The 25,244-nt window shown below is 49.6% G+C and carries 24 protein-coding genes and 1 pseudogene; 2 read left to right on the top strand and 23 right to left on the bottom strand.

Features of this window, described 5'->3' with window-relative positions; all coding sequences use genetic code 11:
- Positions 1-15: 15 nt before the first annotated feature.
- The 5 genes from ON064_RS08070 to ON064_RS08090 form a co-directional block, all read right to left on the bottom strand.
- Entirely contained in the window at positions 16-426 is a 411-nt protein-coding gene (locus tag ON064_RS08070) for a Fur family transcriptional regulator (RefSeq protein WP_121299997.1), read from the bottom strand.
- Positions 423-1,277 (bottom strand): metal ABC transporter permease, encoded by an 855-nt coding sequence (locus ON064_RS08075; protein WP_058380914.1) that lies wholly within the window; start codon positions 1,275-1,277, stop codon positions 423-425. The genes ON064_RS08070 and ON064_RS08075 overlap by 4 nt, the downstream gene beginning before the upstream one ends.
- A complete protein-coding gene (locus ON064_RS08080) occupies positions 1,270-2,043 on the bottom strand; it encodes a metal ABC transporter ATP-binding protein (protein WP_274624362.1) in 774 nt (257 codons plus the stop codon). The genes ON064_RS08075 and ON064_RS08080 overlap by 8 nt, the downstream gene beginning before the upstream one ends.
- A gap of 253 nt (positions 2,044-2,296) precedes the next feature.
- Positions 2,297-3,199: a deoxyribonuclease IV gene (locus ON064_RS08085; RefSeq protein ID WP_274624363.1), complete on the bottom strand. Its 903-nt coding sequence runs from the start codon at positions 3,197-3,199 to the stop codon at positions 2,297-2,299.
- Between the two features lie 12 nt (positions 3,200-3,211).
- Positions 3,212-4,507, bottom strand: a complete 1,296-nt coding sequence (locus ON064_RS08090) for a DEAD/DEAH box helicase (protein ID WP_274624364.1) — start codon at positions 4,505-4,507, stop codon at positions 3,212-3,214.
- A 131-nt stretch (positions 4,508-4,638) separates the two neighbouring features.
- Between ON064_RS08090 and ON064_RS08095 the strand changes: the two genes are divergently transcribed.
- Positions 4,639-5,619 carry a 4-hydroxy-3-methylbut-2-enyl diphosphate reductase gene (locus ON064_RS08095; RefSeq protein WP_058380918.1) on the top strand — a complete coding sequence of 327 codons (981 nt, stop codon included), beginning with the start codon at positions 4,639-4,641 and terminating at the stop codon, positions 5,617-5,619.
- Between the two features lie 43 nt (positions 5,620-5,662).
- On the opposite strand, the gene ON064_RS08100 is transcribed toward ON064_RS08095, so the two are convergent.
- The 8 genes from ON064_RS08100 to ccpN all read right to left on the bottom strand — a co-directional run bounded on the left by ON064_RS08100 (position 5,663) and on the right by ccpN (position 14,145).
- Positions 5,663-6,775, bottom strand: a complete 1,113-nt coding sequence (locus tag ON064_RS08100; RefSeq protein ID WP_274624365.1) for a Nif3-like dinuclear metal center hexameric protein — start codon at positions 6,773-6,775, stop codon at positions 5,663-5,665.
- A complete protein-coding gene (locus tag ON064_RS08105; RefSeq protein WP_274624366.1) occupies positions 6,762-7,475 on the bottom strand; it encodes a tRNA (adenine(22)-N(1))-methyltransferase in 714 nt (237 codons plus the stop codon). The genes ON064_RS08100 and ON064_RS08105 overlap by 14 nt, the downstream gene beginning before the upstream one ends.
- A 59-nt stretch (positions 7,476-7,534) precedes the next feature.
- On the bottom strand, positions 7,535-7,924 hold the full coding sequence (gene cccA, locus ON064_RS08110; protein WP_121300009.1) for a cytochrome c550: 390 nt from the start codon (positions 7,922-7,924) through the stop codon (positions 7,535-7,537).
- 193 nt (positions 7,925-8,117) lie between these two features.
- Positions 8,118-9,257 carry an acyl-CoA dehydrogenase gene (locus ON064_RS08115; protein WP_274624367.1) on the bottom strand — a complete coding sequence of 380 codons (1,140 nt, stop codon included), beginning with the start codon at positions 9,255-9,257 and terminating at the stop codon, positions 8,118-8,120.
- Positions 9,258-9,468: 211 nt separating this feature from the next.
- Positions 9,469-10,623, bottom strand: coding sequence for an RNA polymerase sigma factor RpoD (gene rpoD / locus ON064_RS08120; RefSeq protein WP_058380923.1), 1,155 nt, complete (start codon positions 10,621-10,623; stop codon positions 9,469-9,471).
- A 33-nt stretch (positions 10,624-10,656) separates the two neighbouring features.
- Positions 10,657-12,462, bottom strand: a complete 1,806-nt coding sequence (dnaG, locus tag ON064_RS08125; RefSeq protein WP_274624368.1) for a DNA primase — start codon at positions 12,460-12,462, stop codon at positions 10,657-10,659.
- Positions 12,463-12,686: 224 nt separating this feature from the next.
- Complete coding sequence (locus ON064_RS08130) at positions 12,687-13,496, bottom strand: pyruvate, water dikinase regulatory protein (protein WP_121300015.1); 810 nt, start codon at positions 13,494-13,496, stop codon at positions 12,687-12,689.
- A 10-nt stretch (positions 13,497-13,506) separates the two neighbouring features.
- Positions 13,507-14,145: a transcriptional regulator CcpN gene (gene ccpN, locus ON064_RS08135; protein WP_058380926.1), complete on the bottom strand. Its 639-nt coding sequence runs from the start codon at positions 14,143-14,145 to the stop codon at positions 13,507-13,509.
- Between the two features lie 311 nt (positions 14,146-14,456).
- On the opposite strand from ccpN, the gene ON064_RS08140 reads away from it, so the two are divergent.
- Positions 14,457-15,833 (top strand): glycine--tRNA ligase, encoded by a 1,377-nt coding sequence (locus ON064_RS08140; protein WP_274624369.1) that lies wholly within the window; start codon positions 14,457-14,459, stop codon positions 15,831-15,833.
- A 30-nt stretch (positions 15,834-15,863) separates the two neighbouring features.
- Here ON064_RS08140 and recO read toward each other — a convergent pair whose 3' ends face one another.
- From recO to ON064_RS08190, 10 genes and pseudogenes are all read right to left on the bottom strand, one after another.
- The gene (recO, locus tag ON064_RS08145) at positions 15,864-16,604 is read right to left on the bottom strand and encodes a DNA repair protein RecO (protein WP_274624370.1); all 741 of its coding nucleotides are present in this window, start codon (positions 16,602-16,604) and stop codon (positions 15,864-15,866) included.
- A 12-nt stretch (positions 16,605-16,616) separates the two neighbouring features.
- The gene (era, locus tag ON064_RS08150; RefSeq protein ID WP_058380929.1) at positions 16,617-17,534 is read right to left on the bottom strand and encodes a GTPase Era; all 918 of its coding nucleotides are present in this window, start codon (positions 17,532-17,534) and stop codon (positions 16,617-16,619) included.
- Entirely contained in the window at positions 17,518-17,928 is a 411-nt protein-coding gene (locus ON064_RS08155) for a cytidine deaminase (RefSeq protein WP_058383646.1), read from the bottom strand. The genes era and ON064_RS08155 overlap by 17 nt, the downstream gene beginning before the upstream one ends.
- Positions 17,929-17,981: 53 nt before the next feature.
- On the bottom strand, positions 17,982-18,335 hold the full coding sequence (locus ON064_RS08160; RefSeq protein ID WP_121300288.1) for a diacylglycerol kinase family protein: 354 nt from the start codon (positions 18,333-18,335) through the stop codon (positions 17,982-17,984).
- Positions 18,322-18,804, bottom strand: coding sequence for an rRNA maturation RNase YbeY (ybeY, locus tag ON064_RS08165; RefSeq protein WP_274624371.1), 483 nt, complete (start codon positions 18,802-18,804; stop codon positions 18,322-18,324). The genes ON064_RS08160 and ybeY overlap by 14 nt, the downstream gene beginning before the upstream one ends.
- A 21-nt stretch (positions 18,805-18,825) precedes the next feature.
- Positions 18,826-20,955: an HD family phosphohydrolase gene (locus tag ON064_RS08170; RefSeq protein ID WP_274624372.1), complete on the bottom strand. Its 2,130-nt coding sequence runs from the start codon at positions 20,953-20,955 to the stop codon at positions 18,826-18,828.
- Positions 20,956-21,123: 168 nt separating this feature from the next.
- A pseudogene (locus ON064_RS08175) lies at positions 21,124-22,033 on the bottom strand (PhoH family protein).
- Positions 22,034-22,168: 135 nt separating this feature from the next.
- Positions 22,169-22,720 (bottom strand): hypothetical protein, encoded by a 552-nt coding sequence (locus tag ON064_RS08180; RefSeq protein ID WP_274624373.1) that lies wholly within the window; start codon positions 22,718-22,720, stop codon positions 22,169-22,171.
- Between the two features lie 33 nt (positions 22,721-22,753).
- Complete coding sequence (floA, locus tag ON064_RS08185) at positions 22,754-23,743, bottom strand: flotillin-like protein FloA (RefSeq protein ID WP_058380934.1); 990 nt, start codon at positions 23,741-23,743, stop codon at positions 22,754-22,756.
- A complete protein-coding gene (locus ON064_RS08190; protein WP_274624374.1) occupies positions 23,744-25,030 on the bottom strand; it encodes an NfeD family protein in 1,287 nt (428 codons plus the stop codon). It lies immediately after the preceding gene.
- Between the last annotated feature and the right edge of the window lie 214 nt (positions 25,031-25,244).

Consider the following 25,244-nt stretch of genomic DNA (forward strand, 5'->3'; position numbering starts at 1 on the left):
TTTCATTACTAGCGTTTATTTACAGTCCGGGCATTTCCCGTAGATTTCGAATTTATGGTTGTCGATTTCATAGGCCGGCAACGCCGCACCCAATAAGTCCATCGGGCAAAGCGGAATTTCCTTGATCTTGCCGCAATCCATGCAGATGAAATGATGGTGGTGATGGTCGCTTTCGCAATGCATGCGAAAATGCTTTTCACCGGACAACTCGGTCGCCTCCAAAATATCGAGCGACACAAACGTCGCCAAGTTGCGGTAAACGGTATCGTAGCTCATGCTTGGGTAGTCTTTTTGCATGACATCCAAAATATCACGTGCGGTCAGATAGCGTTCGTCCCCTTCGAAGATTTCCAGAATCTGATTGCGTTTTGTTGTTTCTTTAAAACCGTTTTCTTTCAGGATGCCCCACGCTTTCGTTAAATTCATGCGGCTGCCCCCCTTTTCTTAGATAACGAGATTTTTCGATAAGCCAGAATGACCAGTAAAATGGCAATTGATGTGACGACAATCGTGCCGCCTGGCGCCAAATCAAAATAAAACGCGGCGACTAGCCCGGTCAGGACCGATATTTCGCCAAATAAGATCGATAGCCAGATGGTTTGCTTGAAGCTTTTGGCGACGCGCATGGCTGTCGCTACCGGAATGGTCATCAGTGATGACACGAGCAGGATGCCGACGATGCGCATCGAACCGGCAATGACCAAAGCCGTGACAATCATAAATAGAAAGTGGATCCATTTTGCAGGAAGGCCGGATGCCCGTGCGTATTCATCATCAAAAGACAGGACAAACAATTCCTTGAAGAAGATGCGGATAAACGCCAACACGATCACGGCGATCCCTGCGACGATAAACAAATCCTGGCGACTGACAGCTGATACGGTGCCAAAGAGGTAACCGAACAAATCGCTCGAAAACCCTTCCGCCAGGGAAATGAAAATGGCGCCGAAGCCGATGCCTGCAGAAAGGATGATCGGGATGGCCAGTTCTTCGTAATGCTTATAGACGCTGCGCAGCCGCTCGATGAGCATCGAGCCCATTACTGACGACGCGATGCCGAGGTACAACGGATTCAATAGCGCAAGCGCGCCGACACTTTGGCTTAGATAAAGGCTTCCGGCAATGCCGGCAAGCGTCACATGGCTCAAGGCATCTGCAATCAGCGACAGCCGCCGGACGACGATGAAGACACCGAGAAGCGGTGCAATGACACCGATGATCAAGCCGGATGCGAATGCGTTTTGCAGAAATTCATAGGACAGGATGGCGTCAAGCATGCGTATGGCTTCCTTCCGTATGATGGATTTTCCGGACGGAATGACCATACCACGCTTCGCGCTTCTCATCGCTCATCATATGCAATTGGTCTTTAAAGCCGTGGAAATGGATGGTCTGGTTCAAGCAGGCAACGTGCGAGATGCGGTCGGTCACCGTATCGACGTCATGCGTCACGAGCACCAGCGTAATATTGCGCTCCCGGTTGAGTGCAGCGAGCATATCATAGAACGCCTGGACGTTCTGGACATCGATGCCCACAGTCGGCTCATCAAGTATCAGCACTTTCGGCTTGGCGACAAGCGCCCGTGCGATAAAGACGCGCTGCTGTTGGCCGCCGGAAAGTTCGCTGATGCTGCGGCTTTTACAGGATTTCATGCCCACTGCATCGAGCGCTTCCTCGACTTGTTGGGCTGTATTTTTCGGCAATTTATGGAACAGCCCGGCTTTTTTCGCTAGCCCCCCTGCCACCACTTCCTGGACAGTTGCCGGGAACGCCGAGTTGAACGAATTCGACTTTTGCGACACATAGCCGATCCATTCGCGGTGTTTAAACTGTTTCGAATCAATGCCGAACAATTCCACGCTGCCTTCAGAAGGCCGAATGAGTCCGAGCATGATTTTCAATAAAGTCGATTTCCCCGATCCGTTCGGGCCGAGTATCGCCAGGAAATCACCTTCCTCCACTGTCATCGAAATGTGGTCCAATGCTTTCGTTTGTTCATATTCATAGCTGACTTCTTTAATGTTGATTAATGGCGCTGCCATAGGGACGCCCCTTTTCCAATAAGAATGATTACGATTTACTATAAAAAGTATAGAGCAGTTGTGTCTTCCTGTAAACCGTTTGGCCTTTAAAATAACGTTTTTGGAAGTCGAGCAGCAAACTGCAAATCGTAAAGGCCACATTGCATTATCTTGCGCAGCTCTTTTTCGATTTGGGATGCCTTTAACTTCAAATAAAAAGAGGCTGTTTGAAATGCCATGTTTCATGACTTTTCGGAACAGCCTCCTCCCTTATTTATTGCGATTCGATCGGCAATTTCATCTTCTCGATGTCATCAGGCGCAAAGCTGCCGTTTTTGAACATCTCGATCTCATATGCATATGGCGCTTTTTTCTTTTTCGCATCCAAACCGACATACGGAGTCTCGAGTATTTTCGGTACATGCATCAATTGTTTATGGTGGACGATTGAATTGAGTGCATCAAAGCCGATTTCCCCAAAGCCGATGTTTTCATGGCGGTCTTTCCCTGCTCCGCGCACGTTTTTGCTGTCGTTGATGTGCAGCACCTGCAGGCGGTCAATTCCGATGATGCGGTCAAATTCCGCCAACATCCCGTCGAAATCTTCTTTGATGTTATAGCCTGCATCGTGGACGTGGCATGTATCGAAGCAGACCGACAAACGTTCGTTATGTGTCACGCCATTGATGATGGCTGCCAGTTCCTCGAAATTACGACCGATTTCACTGCCTTTTCCGGCCATCGTCTCAAGAGCGATATTGACCGGGAAATCCTGCGTCAGCACTTCATTCAAGCCTTCGATGATTTTTTGTGTGCCGGCTTCCACTCCCGCGCCGACATGTGCACCGGGATGCAAGACGATTTGTTCCGCCCCTAGTGCCGCCGTGCGTTCGATTTCCGATTGCAAAAACTCAACACCGAGTTCGAATGTTGCCGGTTTGGTCGTGTTGGCGATATTGATGATATAGGGTGCGTGGACGATGATATTCGACAGGCCATGCTCTGCCATATGCGCCCGTCCCGCTTCGATGTTCAGTTCTTCGATCGGTTTGCGGCGCGTGTTTTGCGGTGCACCCGTATAGATCATAAAAGTCGTAGAGCCGTAGGAAGCGGCTTCCTCACTCGCGCCGAGAAGCATTTTCTTGCCGCTCATCGAGACATGCGATCCTAATAGCATTTACAAACCCCCTTACTTTTTGCGGTTTTTGCGTCGTTCCGCTTTTTTGATTTCGTCCATTTTCCATTTCATTTTCTTCTTGTACATCGGTTTGACACTTTTCGGTTTGTGAACCATCGATTTTGCCTTGGTATCGGCCTCGTTCTCCGTGCGCACACGTTTTTTACGGCCGTGGCGCTCTTTCATGTCCACAAATTCGCCTTTGACGATGTCTTTTTGCTGGAACGGGATCCCCATCTTCTCGACGCGGACAATGGCATCCTCGTCTTCCGGGCTGAACAAAGTAATCGCGACGCCTTTAAGGCCAGCACGCGCTGTCCGCCCGACACGGTGGATGAAGAATTCCAGGTCTTCCGGCAATTCATAGTTGATGACGTGGCTGACGCCTTGGATATCGATTCCGCGTGCGGCAAGGTCTGTCGCTACGATGTATTGATACTCCAGGTCGCGTACTTGCTTCATCATTTTGACGCGCTCGCGCGGTGCCAAATCTCCGTGGATCTTCCCTACGCGGATTCTTTTTTTCGACAATTCTTCAGCGATGTAATCGGCATTCGTGCGTGTATTGACAAAGATGATCGCAAGATACGGATTGATGATTTGCATCACTTCTTGCAAGCGTTCAACTTTCTTTTTACTGCGCACCGGTACCAGGTAAAAGTCCAATCCTTCAGCAGCAGGGCGTTTGTCGCCGATTTTGATATGCGCTGGGTTGGCCATGTATTTCTTCAGGAACGGCTTGAGTTTCTCAGGAATTGTGGCGGAGAATACGTACATTTCCAGGTCGTCACGCATTTTCCCTGCGACTTGGTCGATCTCTTCGATAAAGCCCATGTCGAATGCTAGGTCGGCTTCATCGACGACTAGGATCTTCGCGGTATGGACGAGCAACGCATTTTCGTTGACGAGGTCTTTCAAACGGCCTGGTGTGCCGATAACGATATGCGGCTGCGTTTTCAATTTATTGATTGAACGCTGTTTATCCGTTCCGCCGATGAACGATTTCACTTCGATGCCGGAATCGCCGATCAGTTTCTGGATTTCGTTAAAGATCTGCGTTCCGAGTTCACGTGTCGGCGCTGCGATCACCGCTTGCACTTCCTGTTTCGACACATCTATGCGTTCGACGATCGGGATGATAAAGCTATGGGTCTTGCCTGTACCTGTATGGGACTGGCCAATGGCACTGTTTCCACTCATGATTTGCGGAATCATTTCCTTTTGGATAGCTGTCGGTTCTGTGAAACCGAGTTTTTCGACCGCTTCAAGCAAAAATGGCTTGAGACGGTATTCATTGAATTTTGTCATGGGATATAGTTCCCTCCTTAAGCTCTAGCTATTATAGCATAAAATGGCTCTCCTGAGCGATGCATCTTTTGTAAAGAAGCGGCGTCTCCGTTATAATGAAATCATGATGTTGAAAGGAGTGCGGTTTGATAATGAAAGTAAAAAAGATATCGCCAAGAGGCTATTGCTACGGGGTTGTGGATGCCATGGTCATCGCGAAAAATGCAGCCATGGATGAAACCTTGCCGCGCCCGATTTATATACTGGGCATGATTGTCCACAACAAACACGTGACGGATGCATTTGAGCAAGACGGCATCATCACCCTTGATGGCACCAACCGCCTGGAAATCTTAGAGAAGGTTGAAACTGGCACCGTCATTTTCACTGCACACGGCGTCTCGCCACAAGTGCGCGAACTGGCCAGAAGAAAAGGACTCGTTTCGATTGACGCCACGTGCCCTGATGTTACTGTGACACATGACTTGATCCGCGAGAAAACGGCAGAAGGCTACCATATCATCTATATCGGAAAAAGCGGCCATCCGGAACCGGAAGGCGCAATCGGCGTTGCTCCGGACCTAGTTCATTTGGTTGAAAAGCTCGAAGATGTCAATGCCCTTGAACTCAATGAAGATAAAATCATCATTACCAACCAAACGACGATGAGCCAATGGGATGTCGTCCATTTGATGGAACGGTTAAAAGAACGTTTCCCGCAGGCGGAAGTGCATAAAGAGATCTGCCTGGCTACACAAGTTCGCCAGGAAGCCGTCGCGGAACAAGCCGGGGATACCGATTTGCTATTGGTCATCGGTGACCCGATGAGCAATAACTCTAACCGCCTGGCGCAAGTGTCACAAGATATCGCCGGCACGCCGGCTTACCGCATCTCTGATTTGTCTGAATTGAAATTGGAATGGCTTGAAGGCATCGAAACGGTCGCCTTGACCGCTGGCGCCTCCACGCCTACACCGATCGTCAAAGAAGTCATGAAGTTCTTGGATCAATACGATCCGGAAGATCCGGAAACGCACACACTCGAGCGTTCCGTCCCACTCAATAAAATCTTGCCGAAGATCAAACATCCGAAACCATCGGATCGCATCGAACCGTATCCGGTAAATGAATAAAACCTAAAAAAGAGGCCCTGAATGGGGCCTCTTTTTTACATATTTACTTTAAGCGAAACGGCTCTGTATTTACTTCAGACAGCAGGAATTCACATTGCCAGTTAGCGCCTTTTTCCGTCATATGGTCTACGACTCCCTGAATCATCACTTTCTCGACATGGTGTCCAGGGTCAATCACCGGCAAGCCGATTGCCTGTGCATCTTGTGCAACGTGGAAATAAAGATCACCCGTTATGTAGACATCCGCTCCGGCACGTTTTGCCTGCTGGATGTATTTGTTGCCATCGCCGCCGAGTACTGCCACTTTTTTGATGGTTTCATTGCCAGCGCCGACAACACGGACAAACGGCACATCCAAATTCTTTTTCACGTGCTCCGCAAACGCATCCAAGTTCATCTCTTCTTTCAAGCGTCCGATGCGGCCAAGCCCCATTGGCAGTTCCTTGTTTTCTAACGTGAACACGTCATATGCCGGCTCCTCATAAGGATGAGCTGCCATCATTGCGCGGATCACTCGATCTTTTTCGGCTTTCCTGACAACAACTTCAATTTTCGATTCCGCTGTTTCTTCCATTTTTCCCGACTCCCCGATATACGGATCGGCTGAAGCGTTGGGTCGGAAGCGTCCTGTGCCGGACAAGGTATAGCTGCAATACTCATAATCGCCAATTGCTCCGGCACCGGCATCGCCAAAAGCTTTCCGTACTTGGTCTTCATGGCTTTCAGGTACGAATACCGCAATCTTCACGAGCTCTGCTTCGTAAGTTTTCACCAATACTTCTGTGTCGCTCAATTCGAGCGCATCTGCCAACAGGTCATTGACGCCGCCCCACGCAACATCGAGATTGGTGTGCGCAGCATATACTGCAATATCATTTTTGATCAATTTTTCCATCAATTGGCCTTGAGGAAAATCCGTCTGGAGATGTTTCAAAGGACGGAAAATCGGCGGATGGTGCGCAATGATAAGCCCAGCGCCTTTTTCGATCGCCTCTTCTACTACCGCATCATCGACGTCCAGCGTCACCAGTACGCGTTCGATTTTTTTATTCAAGGTACCGACGTGCAGACCGATTGGATCTCCCTCCATCGCCAAATATTTCGGCGACCATTTCTCGAACTGTTCGATGATCTGTTGCCCGTTAGGAATTTTCATCCGCAAACACCTCTTCCATCAATGCGATTTTTTCGAGCAATTGCTCTCTTTTCGTACGAATGTCTTCGGTTTGCTGTGTGTTCTCCAAACGTTCGGCGATTGCTCTCCATTGCGCTGCCTCGCGCTGCCACTTTTCCTTGAAAATTTCGGTTTGCTGTTTTAATAGTTCCGGGCCGAATAGCAACTCTTTCGCATCCAACTTCACTTCTTCAGCAGTCGGCTCCAGGACGAGGATCTCATAAATCTTGTCTTTTTCTTTCAAGATCTCTTCAGCGATAATTTGCCAGCCGTTTTGGACTGCCCATTGCCGTATCGCCTGGGCGTGGACATTCGGCTGCAGGATCAATCGCTTCACCCCTTCAAGCCGCCCTTTTCCTTCTTCCAAGATGGAAGCGATCAGCGTGCCGCCCATTCCGGCAATGGTTACCGCCGTAATCCCGTCTGATGGCTCGATCGCTTCGAGACCAGGGGCGAGCCGGACGGTGATTTTGCCTTCCAGCCCTTCCGCGCGTACTTGCTTTTTCGCCGATTCATAAGGGCCTTTAACGATTTCTCCGGCAACCGCACGGCTGGCAATGCCATTATGTAGAAGATGGCATGGCAAATAGGCATGATCTGAGCCGATATCTGCTACGACCGCTCCTGCTTGCACATATTCTGCCACTTTCATTAATCGAACTGATAATTGCTGCGCATTCATAACGTTCCTCCTAATTGACAAAAAACCCTTAGCTCCAGAAGAACTAAGGGTTTTTGATGCTATTCGAGTGAAAGTACCCACTCAGCCATTGCTGCTACGTTCTCTTCAGGAACAAGTCCTGGAGGCATTGTGCCTTTACCGTTGATCAAAATTTCTTCAATTTCGTCTTGGCCAAGTTCTGTAGCTACCAATGATGGACCAACTCCGCCTTCATAGCTTGAACCGTGGCAGGAAACACAGCTTGCTTCCGCTGTAGCTGCTGGATCGAAATCGCCGCTTGCCGCTTCTTCTCCGCCTTCGCCTTCAGCCGCTTCGCCGCCGCCTTCTTCTGCTGCATGTTCTTCAGCAATTTCAGCTTCGTTGCCGACTCCTTCCAATGACAGGAAGAAAATCAGGCCAATACCGAAAGCCATGATTAAGATATAAGGTACAATTGCATTCTTTTGCATCCGTAACCCTCCTTCTACTGTGTTCTGCTTGATGATAGTATAAGTATCACTCATTATTGTACTGTATTATCCAGTAAACGAAAAGCCATATCGAATAATATTTGCCGTATTGTGACAAAATCGGTAAATTCGAAGGATTCTGTTGACGGCACTCAACAAGCAGTTAAGATGACACAGTTTTCTCGTAACTCACTCAGCAGCCGACCAGCCTTGAGATGACCATGCGCTGCACCTCGGATGTCCCTTCGCCGATCTCCAAGAGCTTAGCGTCGCGCATATAACGCTCCACTTCATATTCCTTCATATAGCCATAGCCGCCATGGATCTGGATGGCTTCATCCGCCACTTCCATCGCCATCTCGGAAGCATACAATTTGGCCATGGACGCTTCTTTCGTGAACGGGCGCCCCTGGTCTTTCAGCCATGCCGCTTTATAGACCATATTGCGCGCAAGCTCAATCTTCATCGCCATATCCGCGAGTTTGAACTGCGTCACTTGGAATTCCGACAATGTTTTACCGAATTGCTTACGTTCTTTCGCGTAAGCGAGGGCTTTATTGAACGCGCCTTGCGCGATCCCGACGGCCATCGCCGCAATGCCGATGCGCCCGCCATCAAGCGTCACTAAAAATTGCTTGAAGCCCTCGCCACGTTTGCCGAGCAAATTCTCTTTCGGTACGCGGACATTTTCCAGTACCAATTCAGTCGTGTTCGATGCATTCAAGCCCATTTTTTCGTAATTATCGATGATGGTGAAGCCTTCTGCATCGGTCGGCACGATGATGGCGCTGATTTCTTTTTTGCCGTCATTCATGCCGGTGATGGCGGTAATCGCCAAATGCTTCGCGTGGCTTGCGTTGGTGATATATACTTTCGATCCATTGATGACCCAGTCGTCCCCGTCTTCCACTGCGCGGGTTTCCGTTCCTCCGGCATCCGAACCGGCATTCGGCTCCGTCAGCCCAAACGCCCCGAACGATTCACCCGAACAAATCGGCGTCAAATACTTCTGTTTCTGCTCTTCTGTCCCAAACAAGCTGAGCGGAGCACCGCCAAGCGAAATATGGGCAGAATATGTGATGCCTGTTGAAGCACAGACGCGGCTCAATTCTTCTGTGACGATCGCAAAACTCGTCGTATCCGCACCGGCCCCGCCATAAGCTTCATCAAACGGCAATCCCATCATCCCCATGTCGGACAGCTGCTTGAAAGCCTCTTTCGGAAATTCTTTCGTGCGGTCTCGGTCGACGGCACCTGGTGCCACCACTTTATCGGCGAATTCTCGCATCGTCTTCTTGATCATTTGCTGTTCTTGTGTCAAATCGAAATTCATATCTTACATCCCCTTTGCTATGAATACGCTTACAATATTCATTATATAGCTAAAATTCCGACACAAGCAAGGCATAACGAAAAGTTATTCCAATATGTTGTTATACAGACGGAAAGCTCGCCTTTTCCTTAGACGGCTGCACCGCCTCGGCATTGCCCTTGAACGCAAAAAAAATCCTTCCAGGCTTTTAGCCCAGAAGGATTCATTTACTTTACTCCAAGAAATCTTTCAAGCGCTTGCTGCGCGATGGATGGCGCAGTTTGCGGAGAGCTTTTGCTTCGATTTGGCGAATGCGCTCACGCGTCACGCCGAATACTTTGCCGACTTCTTCGAGCGTCCGCGTGCGGCCATCATCCAAGCCGAAACGCAGGCGCAAGACATTTTCTTCTCGGTCGGTCAATGTGTCGAGCACATCTTCTAACTGTTCTTTCAGCAATTCATAAGCTGCATGATCAGATGGCGACTGTGCATCGGAATCTTCGATGAAATCTCCCAAATGCGAATCGTCTTCTTCACCGATCGGTGTTTCAAGAGATACCGGCTCTTGGGCAATCTTCAAGATCTCGCGCACTTTTTCAGGCAACAGGTCCATCTCTTCGCCGATTTCTTCCGGAGAAGGCTCGCGGCCAAGGTCTTGCAATAGCTGGCGCTGTACGCGGATCAATTTGTTGATCGTTTCGACCATATGGACCGGGATGCGGATCGTCCGCGCCTGGTCGGCGATGGCGCGCGTAATGGCTTGGCGGATCCACCACGTGGCGTAGGTACTGAATTTGAAGCCCTTCGAGTAGTCGAATTTCTCGACCGCTTTGATAAGCCCCATATTCCCTTCCTGGATTAAGTCCAGGAACAGCATGCCACGGCCTACATAGCGTTTCGCGATTGAGACGACGAGACGCAAGTTGGCTTCCGCAAGGCGTTTTTTCGCTTCCTCGTCGCCTTGTTCGATGAGTTTTGCAAGACGTACTTCTTCCTCGGCCTTCAATAGGTCGACGCGCCCAATCTCTTTCAAGTACATGCGGACCGGGTCGTTGATCTTGACGCCTGGCGGTACACTCAAGTCATTCAAGTCGAACTTCTCTTCGGTCGGTTTCATGAGACGGTCCAAATGTTCTTCATCATCGCTCTTGCGTTCAAGTTCGATGCCATGCCCTTCCAATTGATCAATGAATTCCTCTACTTGGTCCGATTCCATTTCAAAAATAGCCAATTTATCGGCAATCTGTTCGTAGTTCAATTCTCCGGTTTTTTTCCCTTGTTCGATCAATTGCTTTTTCGCGTCTTCTACACTTGCTTCCGGGCCTTCAGCAGGCAACGGGATGCTGTTTGTTACGACTTCTGTTTGGCGTTCAGATTTCTCAGCCATACAACTTCCTCCTTTAGAAAAAACCGGAATAATCTACAATGATTTCCGTAAAGCAATCACTTCTTGTGCTAGAAGCAAAGCGCGCTTCAAATCATGCTGTTTTTCCGCTTCTTTTGATTGCTGGATTTTTAAATTGATTTGTTGCTCGATACGGTGCTTGTTCAAGTGCTTCAGGCAATCTTCAATCTCTTCTTCCGGGTGTTCGGGATCTCTCTCGGCCAAGGCCGTCTCCATCACTAACTTCCGGAGTTCCTGATCCGTTAGGGTTTCCAAGAACTTATGGAAATCCGCTTTTTCCCATTCCTCGTAAAAACCGAGCAGCTGGACATAAAGTGCTTGATATTCTTCACTGATGAACGGAATGGTTTCCACTTCACGGGCCAGCTTGTCCATCACGGCCGGGTCTGCGAGAGCGTGTGCGAACAGCAAACGTTCTGCGCGGTGCAGCGACGTGATTTTCTTTTCCTCCCTTTTGGGGGCTGCCTGGACCGATTCAGCGGCTTTTGGCCGGCTGCGTTCGATGCTGCGTGTTTCTAAGCGCCTGTACTGCTGCAATATGGCTTCTTCTGAAAGCTTTGTTTCGGCCGACAGCTGCTTAATATACAAATCCCTTTCAACAGGTGAGGATTTACCGGCCAATAGCTGGAGCACCTCTTGGATATATTGAAGGAGATCGTTTTCATATTGAAAGTTCTTATGGCGGCGCGCATGCATCATCGCAAAAGCGATAAAGGTTTGCGGCTTTTCGATGACGTTCTCCCGAAAAGCATCGGCGCCGTTTTGGCGGACATAGTCATCGGGGTCCATGCCATTCGGCAGCACCGCAATCCCGACTTTGAAATTCGCTTCCTCAAGCGGCACCGCCGCTCGTTTGGCCGCTTCCCATCCGGCATCATCACCGTCAAAGCAAACGACCACTTCCTGCGCAAAACGCTTCATTTGGCGGATATGCTGCGATGTCAGCGAAGTCCCCATCGTTGCAAGCGCATTGTCGATGCCAGCTTTTCCTGCAGCAATGACATCCATAAATCCTTCGAACAGGACGATTTTCCGGTTTTTCCGGATAACGCCGCGAGCCAGATGGACATTATAGAGAACTTGGCTTTTTTGGAAAATCGGTGATTCTGGGCTGTTCATGTATTTCGCTTCCTGCTTCGACTGCTCAAGCACCCTTCCCGAAAACGCAATGGCCTTGCCGTTTTCGTTCATGATCGGAAACATGATCCTGCCACGGAAACGATCGAACCAGCCATCGGATTTCTCACGCTTGATGGCCAGCCCGCTCGCTTCCAATTGTTCATCGTCGTACCCTTTTCTGCGCAATGCGACTTCCATATAGTTCCATTCAGGAAGCGCCCAGCCGATCCGGTATTTTTCGATGATCTCCTGGGTGAATCCCCGATTCTCCAAATAGTCAAGAGCTGCTTGCCCTTCTTCTGTATTCAGCAAAATGTGATGGTACATATCTGCAGCGAATTCATGCATCAAAATGAGCGGGTCGTCATTTCTTGCCTGAGCTGCCCCTTTGCCTTCTCCTGGCTGGACATCAATTTCGATTCCAGAGCGCTCGCCGAGTTTGACCAACGCTTCCTGGAAACTGATGTTTTCGATATCCATCAAGAACGTGATGGCGTTGCCGCCAGCCCCGCAGCCGAAGCAATGGAAAATCTGCTTATCGGCCGTCACTGAAAAGGACGGTGTGCTTTCCCCGTGGAAAGGACAGAGGCCAAACCAATTGCGGCCTCTTTTCGTCAATTGGACATATTCGCCCACGACGTCCACAATATCCGCTTTGGAACGGATTTCTTCGATCACTTCTTCAGGAATTCGATTGGACACCTTATCACCATCTTCATTTGCTTACTTTACTTTATTCGTTGAAATCCATTAAAATCCTTCAAATTTCGACAAAAAGATGGGAAAGCTCATCATGTTGTTATTAAGCTTTAGCCACAATTCTTCATTATAAAACGTTTTTTTGTAAAAATCCATAGAAAGGCGTAGAAAAACGGTCATTCTATTATACAAGCATAAGAAAAACCGCCCTGATAGGCGGAATCCTCTTATTGTTTCTGGAGTTTGCCGAGAATTAAATTCGCTGTTTCTTCAACGGCGCGGTTGGTGACGTCTAGCGTCTCACAGCCGATGCGGTCGACCACTTTGCGGAAATGGACGATTTCTTCATGGATGCGGTCCAATTTCGCATAATTGGCATCGTCGTTCAATCCGAGCGCAATCAAACGCTCTTTGCGTATATTGTTCAGCTTCTCTGGTGAAATGACCAAGCCGAAGCATTTTTTCGGATCCACATCGAACAGTTCATCCGGCGGATCCACTTCAGGGACGAGCGGCACATTGGCCACTTTCAGCCGTTTATGGGCCAAATACTGCGATAATGGGGTTTTCGATGTTCTCGACACCCCCACCAAGACGATATCCGCAAGCAAGATGCCGCGCGGGTCGCGCCCATCGTCGTATTTGACCGCAAATTCGATCGCTTCGACTTTCTTGAAATAATCATCGTCGAGCTTGCGCACCAGCCCGGCTTCGCCGATCGGTGCCGAATGCAGCTCCTCTTCCAAAGCATCGAGCAATGGGCCCATCAAATCGATCGCTTTGATGCCATGCCGCGCCGTTTCGCGTTCGACAAAATGGCGTAGCTCCTTCGAGACGAGCGTATAGACGATCACTGCCCGCTGCCCTTCCGCCAGTTTGATGATCTCCTGCAAGTGTTCGATGGAATCGATATACGGGAACCGCTTCAAAACGGCATTTTGTTCTGTATTCAAGTATTGGCTGATGGCCGCTTTTGCGACAAGCTCTCCAGTTTCGCCTACCGAATCGGAGAGTATAAAAACACGCAATAAACTCATATTCTGCACCTCACAGTTCGTGGTTTTCCGAAAGGGATAAAAATGCCCGCGTAATATTGGTCTTTGTCAACCTGCCGACGACCTTATATCCTTCCGGTTGTTCTTCGACGACCGGCAATGCGTCGATTTGCTGGTTGATCAGCCGGTTTGCAGCCTGTATGAGTGAATCATTGCGCAAACAATAGGTGATGTTCGGCATGCGCGTCATGATGATATGTACAGGAATTGCATTCAAATCCTGATTGCCGAGGCTGGTGCGCAATAGATCTTTGCGCGACAGGACACCTGCGAGGCAGGATTTTTTGTCCACAACAAAAAGCGTCCCGACGTCATCCAGAAACATCTGGCTGATGGCATCGTATACGCTGACATCATCCCTGACTACGACAGGGATCGACTGAAAATCCTTCACTTTCATATTGTTCATCGTATCGGTAATATCCTGGCCCGGTTTCTTGCCCGAATAAAAATAACCGACACGCGGCCTGGCATCTAAAAAGCCTGCCATCGTCAAAATAGCCAAATCGGGCCGAAGCGTGGCGCGCGTCAAATTCAGACGGTCTGCGATCTGCTCGCCTGTAATCGGGCCATTGCCTTTGACGATCTGTAAAATTTCCTCTTGCCGCTTATTGAGTTCGATTGGACTCACCGCCTCAAATTCAAATATGTTATACTCAATACCAATTATTATATACTATTACATGCCATATTGCGAAGAAAAGATTGCCATGATACAATAATCGGGAATCAAATATTGGCAACGATGGATCGATAAGTACCGCGTGTGAAGCGAGCAGGGATGGTGAAAGCCTGCAAAGCGGGAAACGGCAATCCGGAGCCATAGGTAATGCGAGCGGGCTGGACTTTCAGCCAATCGAGGTGGAACCGCGGGTAACGTACTCGTCCTCGGACATTTGTCCGTGGCGTGTGCGATTTTTTTATTTTATGGAGGTAATGAAGATGTCAATGGAAAAAGTAGTATCATTAGCCAAACACCGGGGATTCGTCTTCCCGGGCTCTGAGATTTACGGCGGGCTCGCCAATACGTGGGATTATGGCCCACTCGGCGTCGAACTGAAAAACAATATCAAAAAAGCATGGTGGAAGAAATTCGTCCAGGAATCCGTCCACAACGTCGGATTGGATGCTGCCATCCTGATGAACCCGAAAACATGGGAAGCATCCGGCCACCTCGGCAACTTCAACGACCCGATGATCGATTGCAAAGCCTGTAAATCACGTCACCGTGCCGATAAGCTGATCGAAAACGCATTGGATGAAAAAGGCATCGAACTGATCGTCGACGGCCTGTCGTTCGAGCGTATGAAAGAATTGATCGACGAACATGAAATCACGTGCCCGACTTGCGGCAAAGCTGATTTCACCGAGATCCGCCAGTTCAACTTGATGTTCAAGACATTCCAAGGCGTCACTGAATCATCGACCAACGAAGTGTATTTGCGCCCAGAGACGGCACAAGGAATCTTCGTCAACTATAAAAACGTCCAGCGCTCGATGCGCAAGAAAATGCCGTTCGGGATTGCACAGATCGGCAAGAGCTTCCGCAACGAAATCACACCGGGGAACTTCACGTTCCGCACGCGTGAATTCGAGCAAATGGAGCTGGAATTCTTCTGCAAACCAGGCGAAGACCTTGAATGGTATGCGTATTGGCGCGACTTCTGCAAAAACTGGCTGCTTGAGCTGAACATGGGCGAAGACAATATGCGCTTGCGTGAGCACGACGCCGATGAGTTGTCCCATTACTCGAACGCCACTGTCGACATCGAATACAAATTCCCATTCGGGTGGGGCGAACTATGGGGCATCGCTGACCGCACCGATTTCGATTTGAAACGCCACATGGAATATTCCGGCGAAGATTTCAATTACATCGACCCGCAGACCAACGAACGCTTTGTACCGTATTGCATCGAGCCTTCCCTCGGCGCTGACCGCGTGACACTCGCTTTCCTTGTGGATGCATTCCAGGAAGAAAGCTTGGACAATGATGATACACGCACTGTGCTGAAGTTCCATCCGGCACTTGCGCCATACAAGGCTGCTGTATTGCCTTTGTCGAAAAAGCTTTCCGAAGGCGCGACGGAAGTATTCGCAGACCTTGCGAAGCATTTCATGGTAGATTACGACGAATCCCAGTCCATCGGGAAACGCTACCGCCGCCAGGATGAAATCGGTACGCCGTTCTGCATCACTTATGATTTCGATTCGGTCGAAGACGGTGAAGTAACCGTGCGCCACCGTGATTCCATGGAACAAGTTCGTATGCCGATCAAAGACGTTCAAGCGTATATCGAACAGCATATCCAATTCTAAAAAAAAAAGACATCCCGAGGCTAGTCGCCTTCAGGGATGTGTTAGCTGCTCGAGAAACGAACGCGACTTCAGCCGGATGCCCGCCTGTTCTTCGTAAATGGTCCGGACAATTTGCTTGAGCAAGGTTTTCGACTCTTTTTTCAAGGTCAATGCCCCGACCCGTTCGATCGGCACGAAATAAAACGTGCGGATCAATTTCACGAGCGCTGGGCTCAAGCGGATGATATAGCGGTCGAGATGGAAGCAACGGTGGCACAAAAAGCCGAGTTCCTGGAACGAGAATGCGAATTCCCCTTCCGTCGCCCCGCAATTGGCGCATTCGTGCAAAGTCGGGGTCAGTCCCGCCACGCGCAACATTTTCCATTCGACAAACAATGTGATCGCTTCCGGGTCATAGCCGTCCGCAATCGCATGCAGCGCCTGATACAGCATATCGTAGATGGCGGGCTGCGGCTCATCTTGCTCTGTAAGGCGGTCGATCAGTTCTGTGACATAGCTCGCATAGGCAGTGGCCATGATATCTTCGCGGATATAGCGCAGCGATTCCAATTGGTCGCCTGCCTGCAAAGTACCCATGCCGCGGCCTTTATAGATCGAAAAAACGCCATGTGTGAACGGCTGCGTGATAGCTGCCAGGCGGCTTGCGGGCTTTTTAGCCCCGCGCGCCATGCATGTGATCTTCCCTGCTTCTTTTGTGAACAAAGTGACGATTTTATTATTTTCCCCATAGGGACGTGTACGGATAACAATGGCTTCGAGTTGGTTCTGCATGAGCCAGGCTCCTTAGTATTCGTCGTCTCTGAAACCGAAATCACGGAGATGCATTGCTTTATTGCGCCAATCTTTTTGGACTTTGACCCAAAGCTCCAAATATACTTTCGTGCCGAGCAAGTTTTCGATATCTTTACGCGCACGCGTGCCAATTTCTTTCAAAAGCACGCCTTTTTTACCGATGACGATGCCTTTTTGGGAATCGCGTTCGACCATGATCGTCGCCTGGACGCGAATCATGTTTTCGTTTTCTTCATCCTTGGCAATTTTATCGATGACAACGGCAATTGAATGGGGGATTTCCTCGCGAGTCAAATGCAAGGCTTTCTCGCGGATCAATTCTGAAATGATGAAACGCTCCGGATGGTCGGTCACTTGGTCGGATGGATAGTATTGCGGCCCTTCCGGCAAGCGCTCTTCGATTTTCGCGAGCAGATTCTCGACATTATTGCCCTGCAAGGCGGAGATCGGAATCGCTTCAGCGAAATCGAATTCGTTGCGGTAGGATTCTACGATTTTCGGCAGGTTGTCCGGATGCACTTGGTCGATTTTATTGAGCACCAAAAATACCGGCACATCGATTCCTTTTAACATGTCGAGCACGTAACGGTCCTGTTTACCGATGCGGTCCGCTGCACTGACGACAAATAGCAGCACGTCCACTTCACGGAATGTGTTTTTTGCGACTTTCAACATGAAGTCCCCAAGCTTATGCTTCGGCTCGTTGATCCCCGGCGTATCGATGAAGACCATTTGGCTGTTTTCGTTCGTTACGACTCCTTGTACTTTATTGCGCGTCGTCTGCGGTTTATCGCTCATGATGGCGATTTTCTGCCCGACCACACGGTTCAAGAACGTCGATTTCCCGACATTCGGGCGGCCGATGATGGAGATGAATCCTGATTTATATCCGTTATTTCCTTGATGCATAGTCTAAATCCCCCGTTGTGAAGGCGCCCGGAAGCAATTCTGCGATGGTCGTCTCAGACACCGCTCCTTCTAGATTCGTTAAATAAACCGGCATATCCGGCGCACAAAATTCCACCAGCACTTGCCGGCATGCCCCGCACGGCGCGACCGGCCCCTTAGTATCGGCAGCTACTGCCAATGCCTCGAACTGCTTGACGCCTTCCGATACCGCCTTGAATACTGCGGTGCGTTCTGCGCAATTGGTCAGGGAATAGCCGGCGTTTTCGATATTGCATCCGGTATAGACTGTACCGTCTTTAGACAATAGCGCTGCCCCTACCGGGAATTTCGAATACGGCACGTAGGCATTGCCGCGCGCCGAGATTGCTTGCTCCATTAATTGTTGTTTGTCCATTTTCATCACTCACTTTTCTATGATCACAGCAGCATCGAGCTGCCGGACGATGTTTAAAACCATTTAGGCAAAAAGATCAGCAAACCGATTATAGCACTTGTCACAGCAAATACCAAAACGGCTCCTGCCGCCATGTCTTTCGCTTGCTTCGCCAAGGGATGCCGCTCTGCGGTGACAAGGTCGACGGTCCGCTCCAAGGCGGAATTGACCAGTTCAAGCGCCAGCATGCCGCCGATCAATACAATCACCAGCATCCACTCCGTGCGGTCGAGGCCAGTCCAGATTGCGGCGATCAAGACAATCACTGCCGAGAGCGCATGCACTTTCATATTCTGTTCCCGTTTTATGGAGGTGCCAATCCCTTGCGCAGCAAAACGGAATGAGGAGAGAAACCTACTCAGCTTCATGCGCATCACGCTTAACGCCAAGTGAAGATAAAATTTCTTCCTGTCTGCCAAACATTTTCTTTTCATCTTGTTCATTCATATGGTCGTAGCCGAGCAGATGCAGAAATCCGTGCACTGCCAAAAAGCCAAGTTCGCGTTCGAAGCTATGCCCGTATTCCTCTGCCTGGACTTTTGTGCGCTCTACCGAAATGATGATATCTCCGAGCAAGCGCGGGCCGGTTTCACCAATAATGGCCACTTCATCTTCTCCTTGCTCTTCCATCGAAAAGGAGATGACATCCGTCGCCTGGTCTTTTTCCCGGTAATCCCGGTTGATCACACGGATCGATTCATCGTCCGTGAATGTAACCGATACTTCCGCTTCTCCTGTTTCCTCATGCTGTGCCGCATGCTCCAATACCTTGTTCACAAAGGCCAGCGCCTTGTCGTCCAATTGTTCCGTTTCATCTATGAAATCGATCGTCAGCATCGCTTTCCCTCCTCCAATACATTATTTTTTATCATCGGGATAGGCGATCCTCGAATGGAAGATCCCGTTCAAGGTTTCGCACATGACGCTCTTGACCCGTTTCAGTTCTTTTAACGTTATATCACATTCGTCAAACTGTCCATCTTTCAATTTATCTTCTGTGATGGAATCAACCATTTTGCGAATTTTTTCTGTACTCGGTGATTGCATCGACCGCACCGCCGCTTCCAGGCTGTCGGCGACCATGATGATGGCAATTTCCCGGCTCTGCGGTTTCGGCCCCGTGTAGCGGTATTGTTCCTCAGGAAGCTCTTCGTTTTGCTCTTTTGCTTTATAATAGAAGAATTTCAATAAAGTCGTGCCATGATGTTGCTCTGCGATATCGATCAATTCTTTCGGCATTTTCTGCTTGCGCAAAATTGCCGCCCCGTCTTTTCCGTGAGCAAGGATGATGTCGCGGCTTTGTTCCGGACTAAGATGGTCATGCGGGTTGCCATGGGATTGATTTTCGATGAAAAACTGAGGGTTGATGGTCTTGCCGATATCGTGATAATAACAGCCGACTCGCGCAAGCAAGCCATTCGCCCCTATCGCCTCGCACGCCGCATCCGAAAGATTTGCCACCATGACGCTATGATGGTAAGTGCCAGGCGTCTCGGTCAAAATCTTCTTGAGCAACGGATGATTCGGGTTCGACAGCTCGAGCAGCTTCATCGTTGACAGAATGCCGAATGCCACTTCAAACAGCGGTAATAAACCGGTCGCAAGCGTCCCTGACAACAGACCGGCTGCGAGCGCCGCTGCTACGTAAAAAGCAATTTCTTCCACAGTATACTGGCTTTGGTTCATGAGCAGGTAAAATGCCACATACAGCAAATGGACGCCGCCGACTGCCAAGCTGATCGGCAGGATGCGAATGCTTCTATGCCCATTGCGTATTAAGTATATCCCCGTCAAACCGCCAAACAACACATACAAAGCAGAATCCATCTGAAAAACGCCGGCATAGCCGCTTTGCAACATCATTCCTGCACTGGCACTGAGCAAAATCGTCACATAGACTGCTGTGCGTTCATCGATTAATAGACGCACCAAAATGCCAGCCAATGCTGTCGGGTAGATAAAGTCAATGACTACCCCGAAATTGCCGCTGATGATCTCGAGCAGCTTCATAATAGCAAGAGACAATGCGAAGACGACAAAAACAATCGTCAGCCGGATGGCTTTTTTAACGCCTTCGACTTTTGCACTCTGCAACACCAGCAGCAACAAGCCCGCTGCAATCAGTACAAACAGACTCAAGGCAAGAGCTGGACGATAATTCGATTGTTGCTCGGTCATTCCCGCAAGTTCAAGCTGCCGGTAAACTTCACGATCAATCAATTGGCCTTCCTGGATGAGCACTTGGCCCTGCAAGATGCGTGTCGGTTCAACGCTAGCCCGAGCTTGATCTTTCTGCTGTTCCGTCAATTCTTCATTGATGAGTTCATTCGGGACAATATTGGCCCTGGCAATGGCCGCTGCCGCCGGAATTGCAGAAGCAGGCACCTGGTCATCCCCGCGGATTTCCTGTTCGGCCGAATTGCGTGCTTGCGTCAGCCCAGCTTCGCGGAGCGGATCCTGCAGAACTGCCAACACTTGGTTGCGCACTTCGCGTTCGACGCGCATAAGCACATCCTCTTCCAAAGCGAGCAGTGATAACAGCATGTCATCCGTCAAACGAAGCCCGTTTTCATTTTGTTCAAGCAAGCGGATCGATTCGCGAAGGCTGCTTAACGCTTCATCTGAACTGAGAGGGTCGGGTTCATCCTCTCCATCTGTTTCAGTGGCGCGCTTTGCTTCAAGCACATAGCCGAATAGCGAATCGACGACCGCCGCTTGATTGTCGGCAATTTCTTCGATATACCGGTAACTCGGCTGCACTTCTGCTGCGGCCCGCTCGCTTTCAAGCTCAGTCCTTACCGGGTCTTCAATGGTCTTTGCTGCCCGTATCGTTTCCTCGGACAATTGGAATAATTCCACTTCATATGTATCTGTTGACATCGTATCGTATAAGAATCCAAACATGAGCAGCGCTGTCATGAAACTGATGCCGATCAAGACTACAGGAGCCCCGAACCGCAAATAAATGCGCCTGATCCATCCCGCCATTTGACCACCTCACTATTCTTCTTTCATCATACCAATACATCGTGCTTTTTTCATCGCCCCTTACAAATTAATAACAATTCTTTGGACCTTGCTGCGCTAACGAGCTTCTTCAATCTAGAGACAAACAGGGGTATTTCCCAAACTATTTCGGCAAAAAAAGAACCAGCCTTAGCTAGGCTGGTTCTCGTAAGCTTCGATGATCCTTGAGACGAGTGGATGCCGGACGACATCACCTTTTTCGAGGTACTGAAATTCGATGCCTTTGACGCCGTGCAAATTCTTTTCTGCAGCGATCAATCCGGACTCCGCCCCGCGAGGCAAGTCAATCTGTGTTTTGTCGCCGGTGACGATCATTTTTGAGTTGAAGCCGAGGCGCGTCAAAAACATTTTCATTTGGGCTTTCGTCGTATTCTGGGCTTCATCCAGAATGATGAATGCTTCTTCAAGTGTACGCCCGCGCATGTATGCCAGCGGTGCCACTTCGATCGTGCCACGTTCAATCAAGCGGTTGGTCTGTTCCTGTCCCATTACATCATGCAAAGCGTCATATAAAGGCCGCAGGTACGGATCGACTTTTTCCTTCAAGTCGCCGGGTAAAAAACCGAGACTCTCTCCTGCTTCAACCGCTGGACGGGTTAGGACAATCTTTTTGACATGGCCATTTTTCAAAGCTTGTACCGCCAATACTACAGCGAGATAGGTTTTCCCGGTTCCGGCCGGGCCGATTCCAAATACCATGTCGCTTTGAGCGCCCAGTCGCACTGCGCGCCACTTCTTCATCGTAAAGTTCGGCAAAATATTCTATCGTCCCGTTTTTCGCCATTTCGATGGCCGAAACGATATCGCGCTGGTCGATATTGATCCCTTTACGGATGACTTTCAATAATTGTTCGAGCAACAGTTTTCCCGTTTGACGGCCTTCTTCGGACCCTTCGAGGCGGATCACTTCGCCGCGCGTGATGATGTGTATATCAAAACTCTCTTCGATCAGCGACAGATGGCTGTCGGATGTGCCGAGAAGCAGGACTGCTTCGTTCGGGTCTTTCACATGCAATTCGAGTAGGTTGTTTTCTGTCATTTAGACGCTCCTTGGATCGTGTTTTTACTTCTCTTCAACTTTATCATTTTATATATGGAAATGTAAATCAATTCAAGCACCTTTAGTTTACATAACATTAATATGTATTGTTTTAGAGAAAGAAAAAAACCGGCATTAAACATGCCGGCCTTGCTTTTGACGCTTGGATTTGGGCGGCTGCAAAATCTCCGCCATGATGATGCCTTTTTTTACATCTTCTTCATTCAACGGCAATAGATCCCGTTCTTTTTCTTTTGTGATCGCCCGCTTCAACGGCTCTTTTTGATGAGCGCTCAATCTTCCGGGGCGATTTTTCGGCTCAGTCGCTTGCTTTACCTGGGCCGGAGTCCGTTTTTCCACTTCTTCCATAGCCCGGGATTTGGCTCGCTCCGCTTGTTCCTTCACTTGGCGCGCCTGTTCTGCCCGTTTTGGATCGTTTTCCATCTGGGATTGAAATTCACCGTATATTTCCTTGGCGTAATCTTCAATGCGCTTAAAGCTTCGCTGTCCGCCTCTTTGCGGTTGTTGCGGTGATTGTGATCGCTGCTGCGCTGACCGCGCAGGTGTGCCGGGCCCTTGTTGACGCTTCGGCTGCTGCGCGGTCTGCTCTGTGCCATCAGGTTTTTTATTTTTACTGAACAATGCACTGACAGCCGCAATGATCAGCATCATGATGAGGGGTTCCATTCCAAAACCTCCCTTGAGTTATGGCGGAATTTTTTAGTTTTCGTCCTCTTGTTTTTCCGTTCCGCTTTTCGAAATGGATTCACGCATGCTTGTATCAGCTTGGACGTTCTTGTAATTGATATAATCCATCACGCCGATGTTTCCAGAACGGAGGGCTTCTGACATCGCCATCGGCACTTCGGCTTCGGCTTCGACAACTTTCGCGCGCATCTGGACGACTTTCGCTTTCATTTCCTGCTCGCTAGCGACAGCCATTGCACGGCGTTCTTCAGCTTTAGCCTGTGCGATTTTCTTATCGGCATCTGCTTGCTCTGTTTGAAGCTCGGCACCGATGTTTTTGCCGATATCCACGTCTGCGATATCAATGGACAAGATTTCAAAAGCTGTACCGGAATCCAATCCTTTGCCTAGTACAGTTTGGGAGATGAGGTCCGGGTTTTCCAGGACTTTCTTATGGTTCGTGCTTGAACCGAGTGTAGAAACGATACCTTCACCAACACGGGCGACGATTGTTTCTTCACCCGCACCACCGACGAGGCGGTCGATATTGGCGCGCACGGTAATCCGCGCTTTTGCTTTCACTTCGATCCCGTCCATTGCAACACCGGCAATGAATGGCGTTTCAATAACTTTCGGGTTAACCGACATTTGAACCGCTTCAAGTACGTCACGGCCGGCAAGATCGATTGCTGCTGCGCGTTCGAACGGCAAATCGATATTGGCACGGTGCGCTGCGATCAATGCGTTAACGACACGGTCGACGTTACCGCCAGCCAGGTAATGGCTTTCCAATTGGTTGATCTGTACAGAAAGACCAGCTTTTGAAGCCTTGATCAGCGGGTTGACGATGCGCGATGGAATAACCCGGCGCAATCTCATCCCGATCAATGTGAAGATGCTGATGCGGACGCCGGCAGCTAAAGCCGAGATCCATAATGTGACTGGTACGAATGTGAAAAAGATGGCAAGTACAACGATAATACCAATTATCGCGGCGCCTAAGCCGATTGCTTCAAGTCCCATTTATTCTTCCTCCTCTTGTTTTTCGAGTTCACGCACAACGATGCGAGACCCTTCTACCTTGATAATTTTAACATCTTTGTTGCTGTCGATAAACCGGCCTTCGGATACTGCATCGATGTATTCGTCACCAAGCCGGATAGTGCCAGAAGGCCTCAGGGCATTGGTCGTTCGAGCGATCTGGCCGATCAGTTCCGGCCGGTTGACGGCTGAGACATAGCCATGTTCCGTATCGGTGGCATCGGTCAAGATAATGCGTTTGAACATGTTCAACTTTTTCCCGAAAAATTTCACTAAAATCACCATCCCTGCTGAAGCTACAAGTAATGCAATCAAAATTGCGACCGCTGTTGACTGGACGTCTTCACCCGCTAATAGAACACTTCCGATGACCGCCAGTATCCCGAGAATCCCCAGTATACCGCCCGGAACGAAAAATTCCAGCAGGATCAAACCGAGACCGAAGACCAACAGTAAAATCGATTCATACCCGGCAAGCCCCGCCACTAAATGGCCGTAGAAGAACAGCATTAGCGAAAACAAGCCGAAGAATCCAGGGATCCCGACTCCAGGCGTGAACAGCTCAAGCAGTAATCCGAGGCCTGCCACCGACAGTAAAATCGGTACCACAATCGGGCTCGTCAGAAAACGTGCGAGCGTCTCTGACCAGTTTTCTTCTACTTGGATGACCTCAGCGCCTGAGAGGCCTTTCATTTCTAGCAGTTCATCAAGGGATGAAACAGTCCCTTCTGAATAACCGACGTCGAGCGCTTCCTGGGCGCCGAGTGTCAATAAATCACCTTCAGCAGCCCGGTATTCCGGAAGGTCGATACTGGCATCCGCCATCGCCAAGGCAAATTGTGGATTGCGGCCTGACGATTCCGCAGCGCTTCTCATCGAAGCAAGCCAAGCTGAGTTCGCCTTATCGGCAGCCGCGTTGCCCGACTGGTCGATGACTTGCGCCGCACCCATCCGCCCATTCGGATGCATATAGATTTCATCATTATGCAAGGCCAGAAAAGCACCAGCCGAGAGGGCATCCTGGTTGATGAAAGCGAGTGTTTCAGGCTCGGCTTCATCCAACAGGCGGGCAATGCCATCTGCTGCATTGACAAAACCGCCCGGTGTATCGATTTCAAAGACAATGGCTTCCGCACCGGCTTCTTCGGCTTCATCAATGCCACGCTCCAGAAACGACTGCAATCCCCGCTCCACTTCCGCTTCAATCGGAATGACATAAACTTTTCCGTTATCCGCCGAAATGGCCGGAATCGCTAAAGCAAATGCCATCACCAGGAACAAAAAGCCGATCCAAGCTTGTTTTCTCCGCACGGCAAGTTCCCCCTCTCCTTCATGAAAACTTTAGGATAATTATGTATACGGATGAGTCGAGCTGCGGTTTCAAAAGCCGGCTTCTTTTTTCATTATAAAGCAATTTTCTCCAAGTTACGATGGAATGCGCTTACATCTTCATCATTTAGTGACCGTTTTAAGGCATAAAAAA

Origin of the sequence: Planococcus sp. A6 (assembly GCF_028823615.1) — a bacterium.
Classification (GTDB): Bacteria; Bacillota; Bacilli; order Bacillales_A; family Planococcaceae; genus Planococcus.

Coding starts and splice junctions, on each gene's coding strand:
- ON064_RS08070 (WP_121299997.1), bottom strand. CDS start 426: ATGAATTTAACGAAAGCGTGGGGCATCCTGAAAGAAAACGGTTTTAAA.
- ON064_RS08075 (WP_058380914.1), bottom strand. CDS start 1,277: ATGCTTGACGCCATCCTGTCCTATGAATTTCTGCAAAACGCATTCGCA.
- ON064_RS08080 (WP_274624362.1), bottom strand. CDS start 2,043: ATGGCAGCGCCATTAATCAACATTAAAGAAGTCAGCTATGAATATGAA.
- ON064_RS08085 (WP_274624363.1), bottom strand. CDS start 3,199: ATGCTATTAGGATCGCATGTCTCGATGAGCGGCAAGAAAATGCTTCTC.
- ON064_RS08090 (WP_274624364.1), bottom strand. CDS start 4,507: ATGACAAAATTCAATGAATACCGTCTCAAGCCATTTTTGCTTGAAGCG.
- ON064_RS08095 (WP_058380918.1), top strand. CDS start 4,639: ATGAAAGTAAAAAAGATATCGCCAAGAGGCTATTGCTACGGGGTTGTG.
- ON064_RS08100 (WP_274624365.1), bottom strand. CDS start 6,775: ATGAAAATTCCTAACGGGCAACAGATCATCGAACAGTTCGAGAAATGG.
- ON064_RS08105 (WP_274624366.1), bottom strand. CDS start 7,475: ATGAATGCGCAGCAATTATCAGTTCGATTAATGAAAGTGGCAGAATAT.
- cccA (WP_121300009.1), bottom strand. CDS start 7,924: ATGCAAAAGAATGCAATTGTACCTTATATCTTAATCATGGCTTTCGGT.
- ON064_RS08115 (WP_274624367.1), bottom strand. CDS start 9,257: ATGAATTTCGATTTGACACAAGAACAGCAAATGATCAAGAAGACGATG.
- rpoD (WP_058380923.1), bottom strand. CDS start 10,623: ATGGCTGAGAAATCTGAACGCCAAACAGAAGTCGTAACAAACAGCATC.
- ON064_RS08130 (WP_121300015.1), bottom strand. CDS start 13,496: ATGAGTTTATTGCGTGTTTTTATACTCTCCGATTCGGTAGGCGAAACT.
- ON064_RS08140 (WP_274624369.1), top strand. CDS start 14,457: ATGTCAATGGAAAAAGTAGTATCATTAGCCAAACACCGGGGATTCGTC.
- recO (WP_274624370.1), bottom strand. CDS start 16,604: ATGCAGAACCAACTCGAAGCCATTGTTATCCGTACACGTCCCTATGGG.
- era (WP_058380929.1), bottom strand. CDS start 17,534: ATGCATCAAGGAAATAACGGATATAAATCAGGATTCATCTCCATCATC.
- ON064_RS08155 (WP_058383646.1), bottom strand. CDS start 17,928: ATGGACAAACAACAATTAATGGAGCAAGCAATCTCGGCGCGCGGCAAT.
- ON064_RS08160 (WP_121300288.1), bottom strand. CDS start 18,335: ATGAAGCTGAGTAGGTTTCTCTCCTCATTCCGTTTTGCTGCGCAAGGG.
- ybeY (WP_274624371.1), bottom strand. CDS start 18,804: ATGCTGACGATCGATTTCATAGATGAAACGGAACAATTGGACGACAAG.
- ON064_RS08170 (WP_274624372.1), bottom strand. CDS start 20,955: ATGGCGGGATGGATCAGGCGCATTTATTTGCGGTTCGGGGCTCCTGTA.
- ON064_RS08180 (WP_274624373.1), bottom strand. CDS start 22,720: ATGGAACCCCTCATCATGATGCTGATCATTGCGGCTGTCAGTGCATTG.
- floA (WP_058380934.1), bottom strand. CDS start 23,743: ATGGGACTTGAAGCAATCGGCTTAGGCGCCGCGATAATTGGTATTATC.
- ON064_RS08190 (WP_274624374.1), bottom strand. CDS start 25,030: ATGGCATTTGCTTTAGCGATTCCGGCCATTTCGGCGGATAACGGAAAA.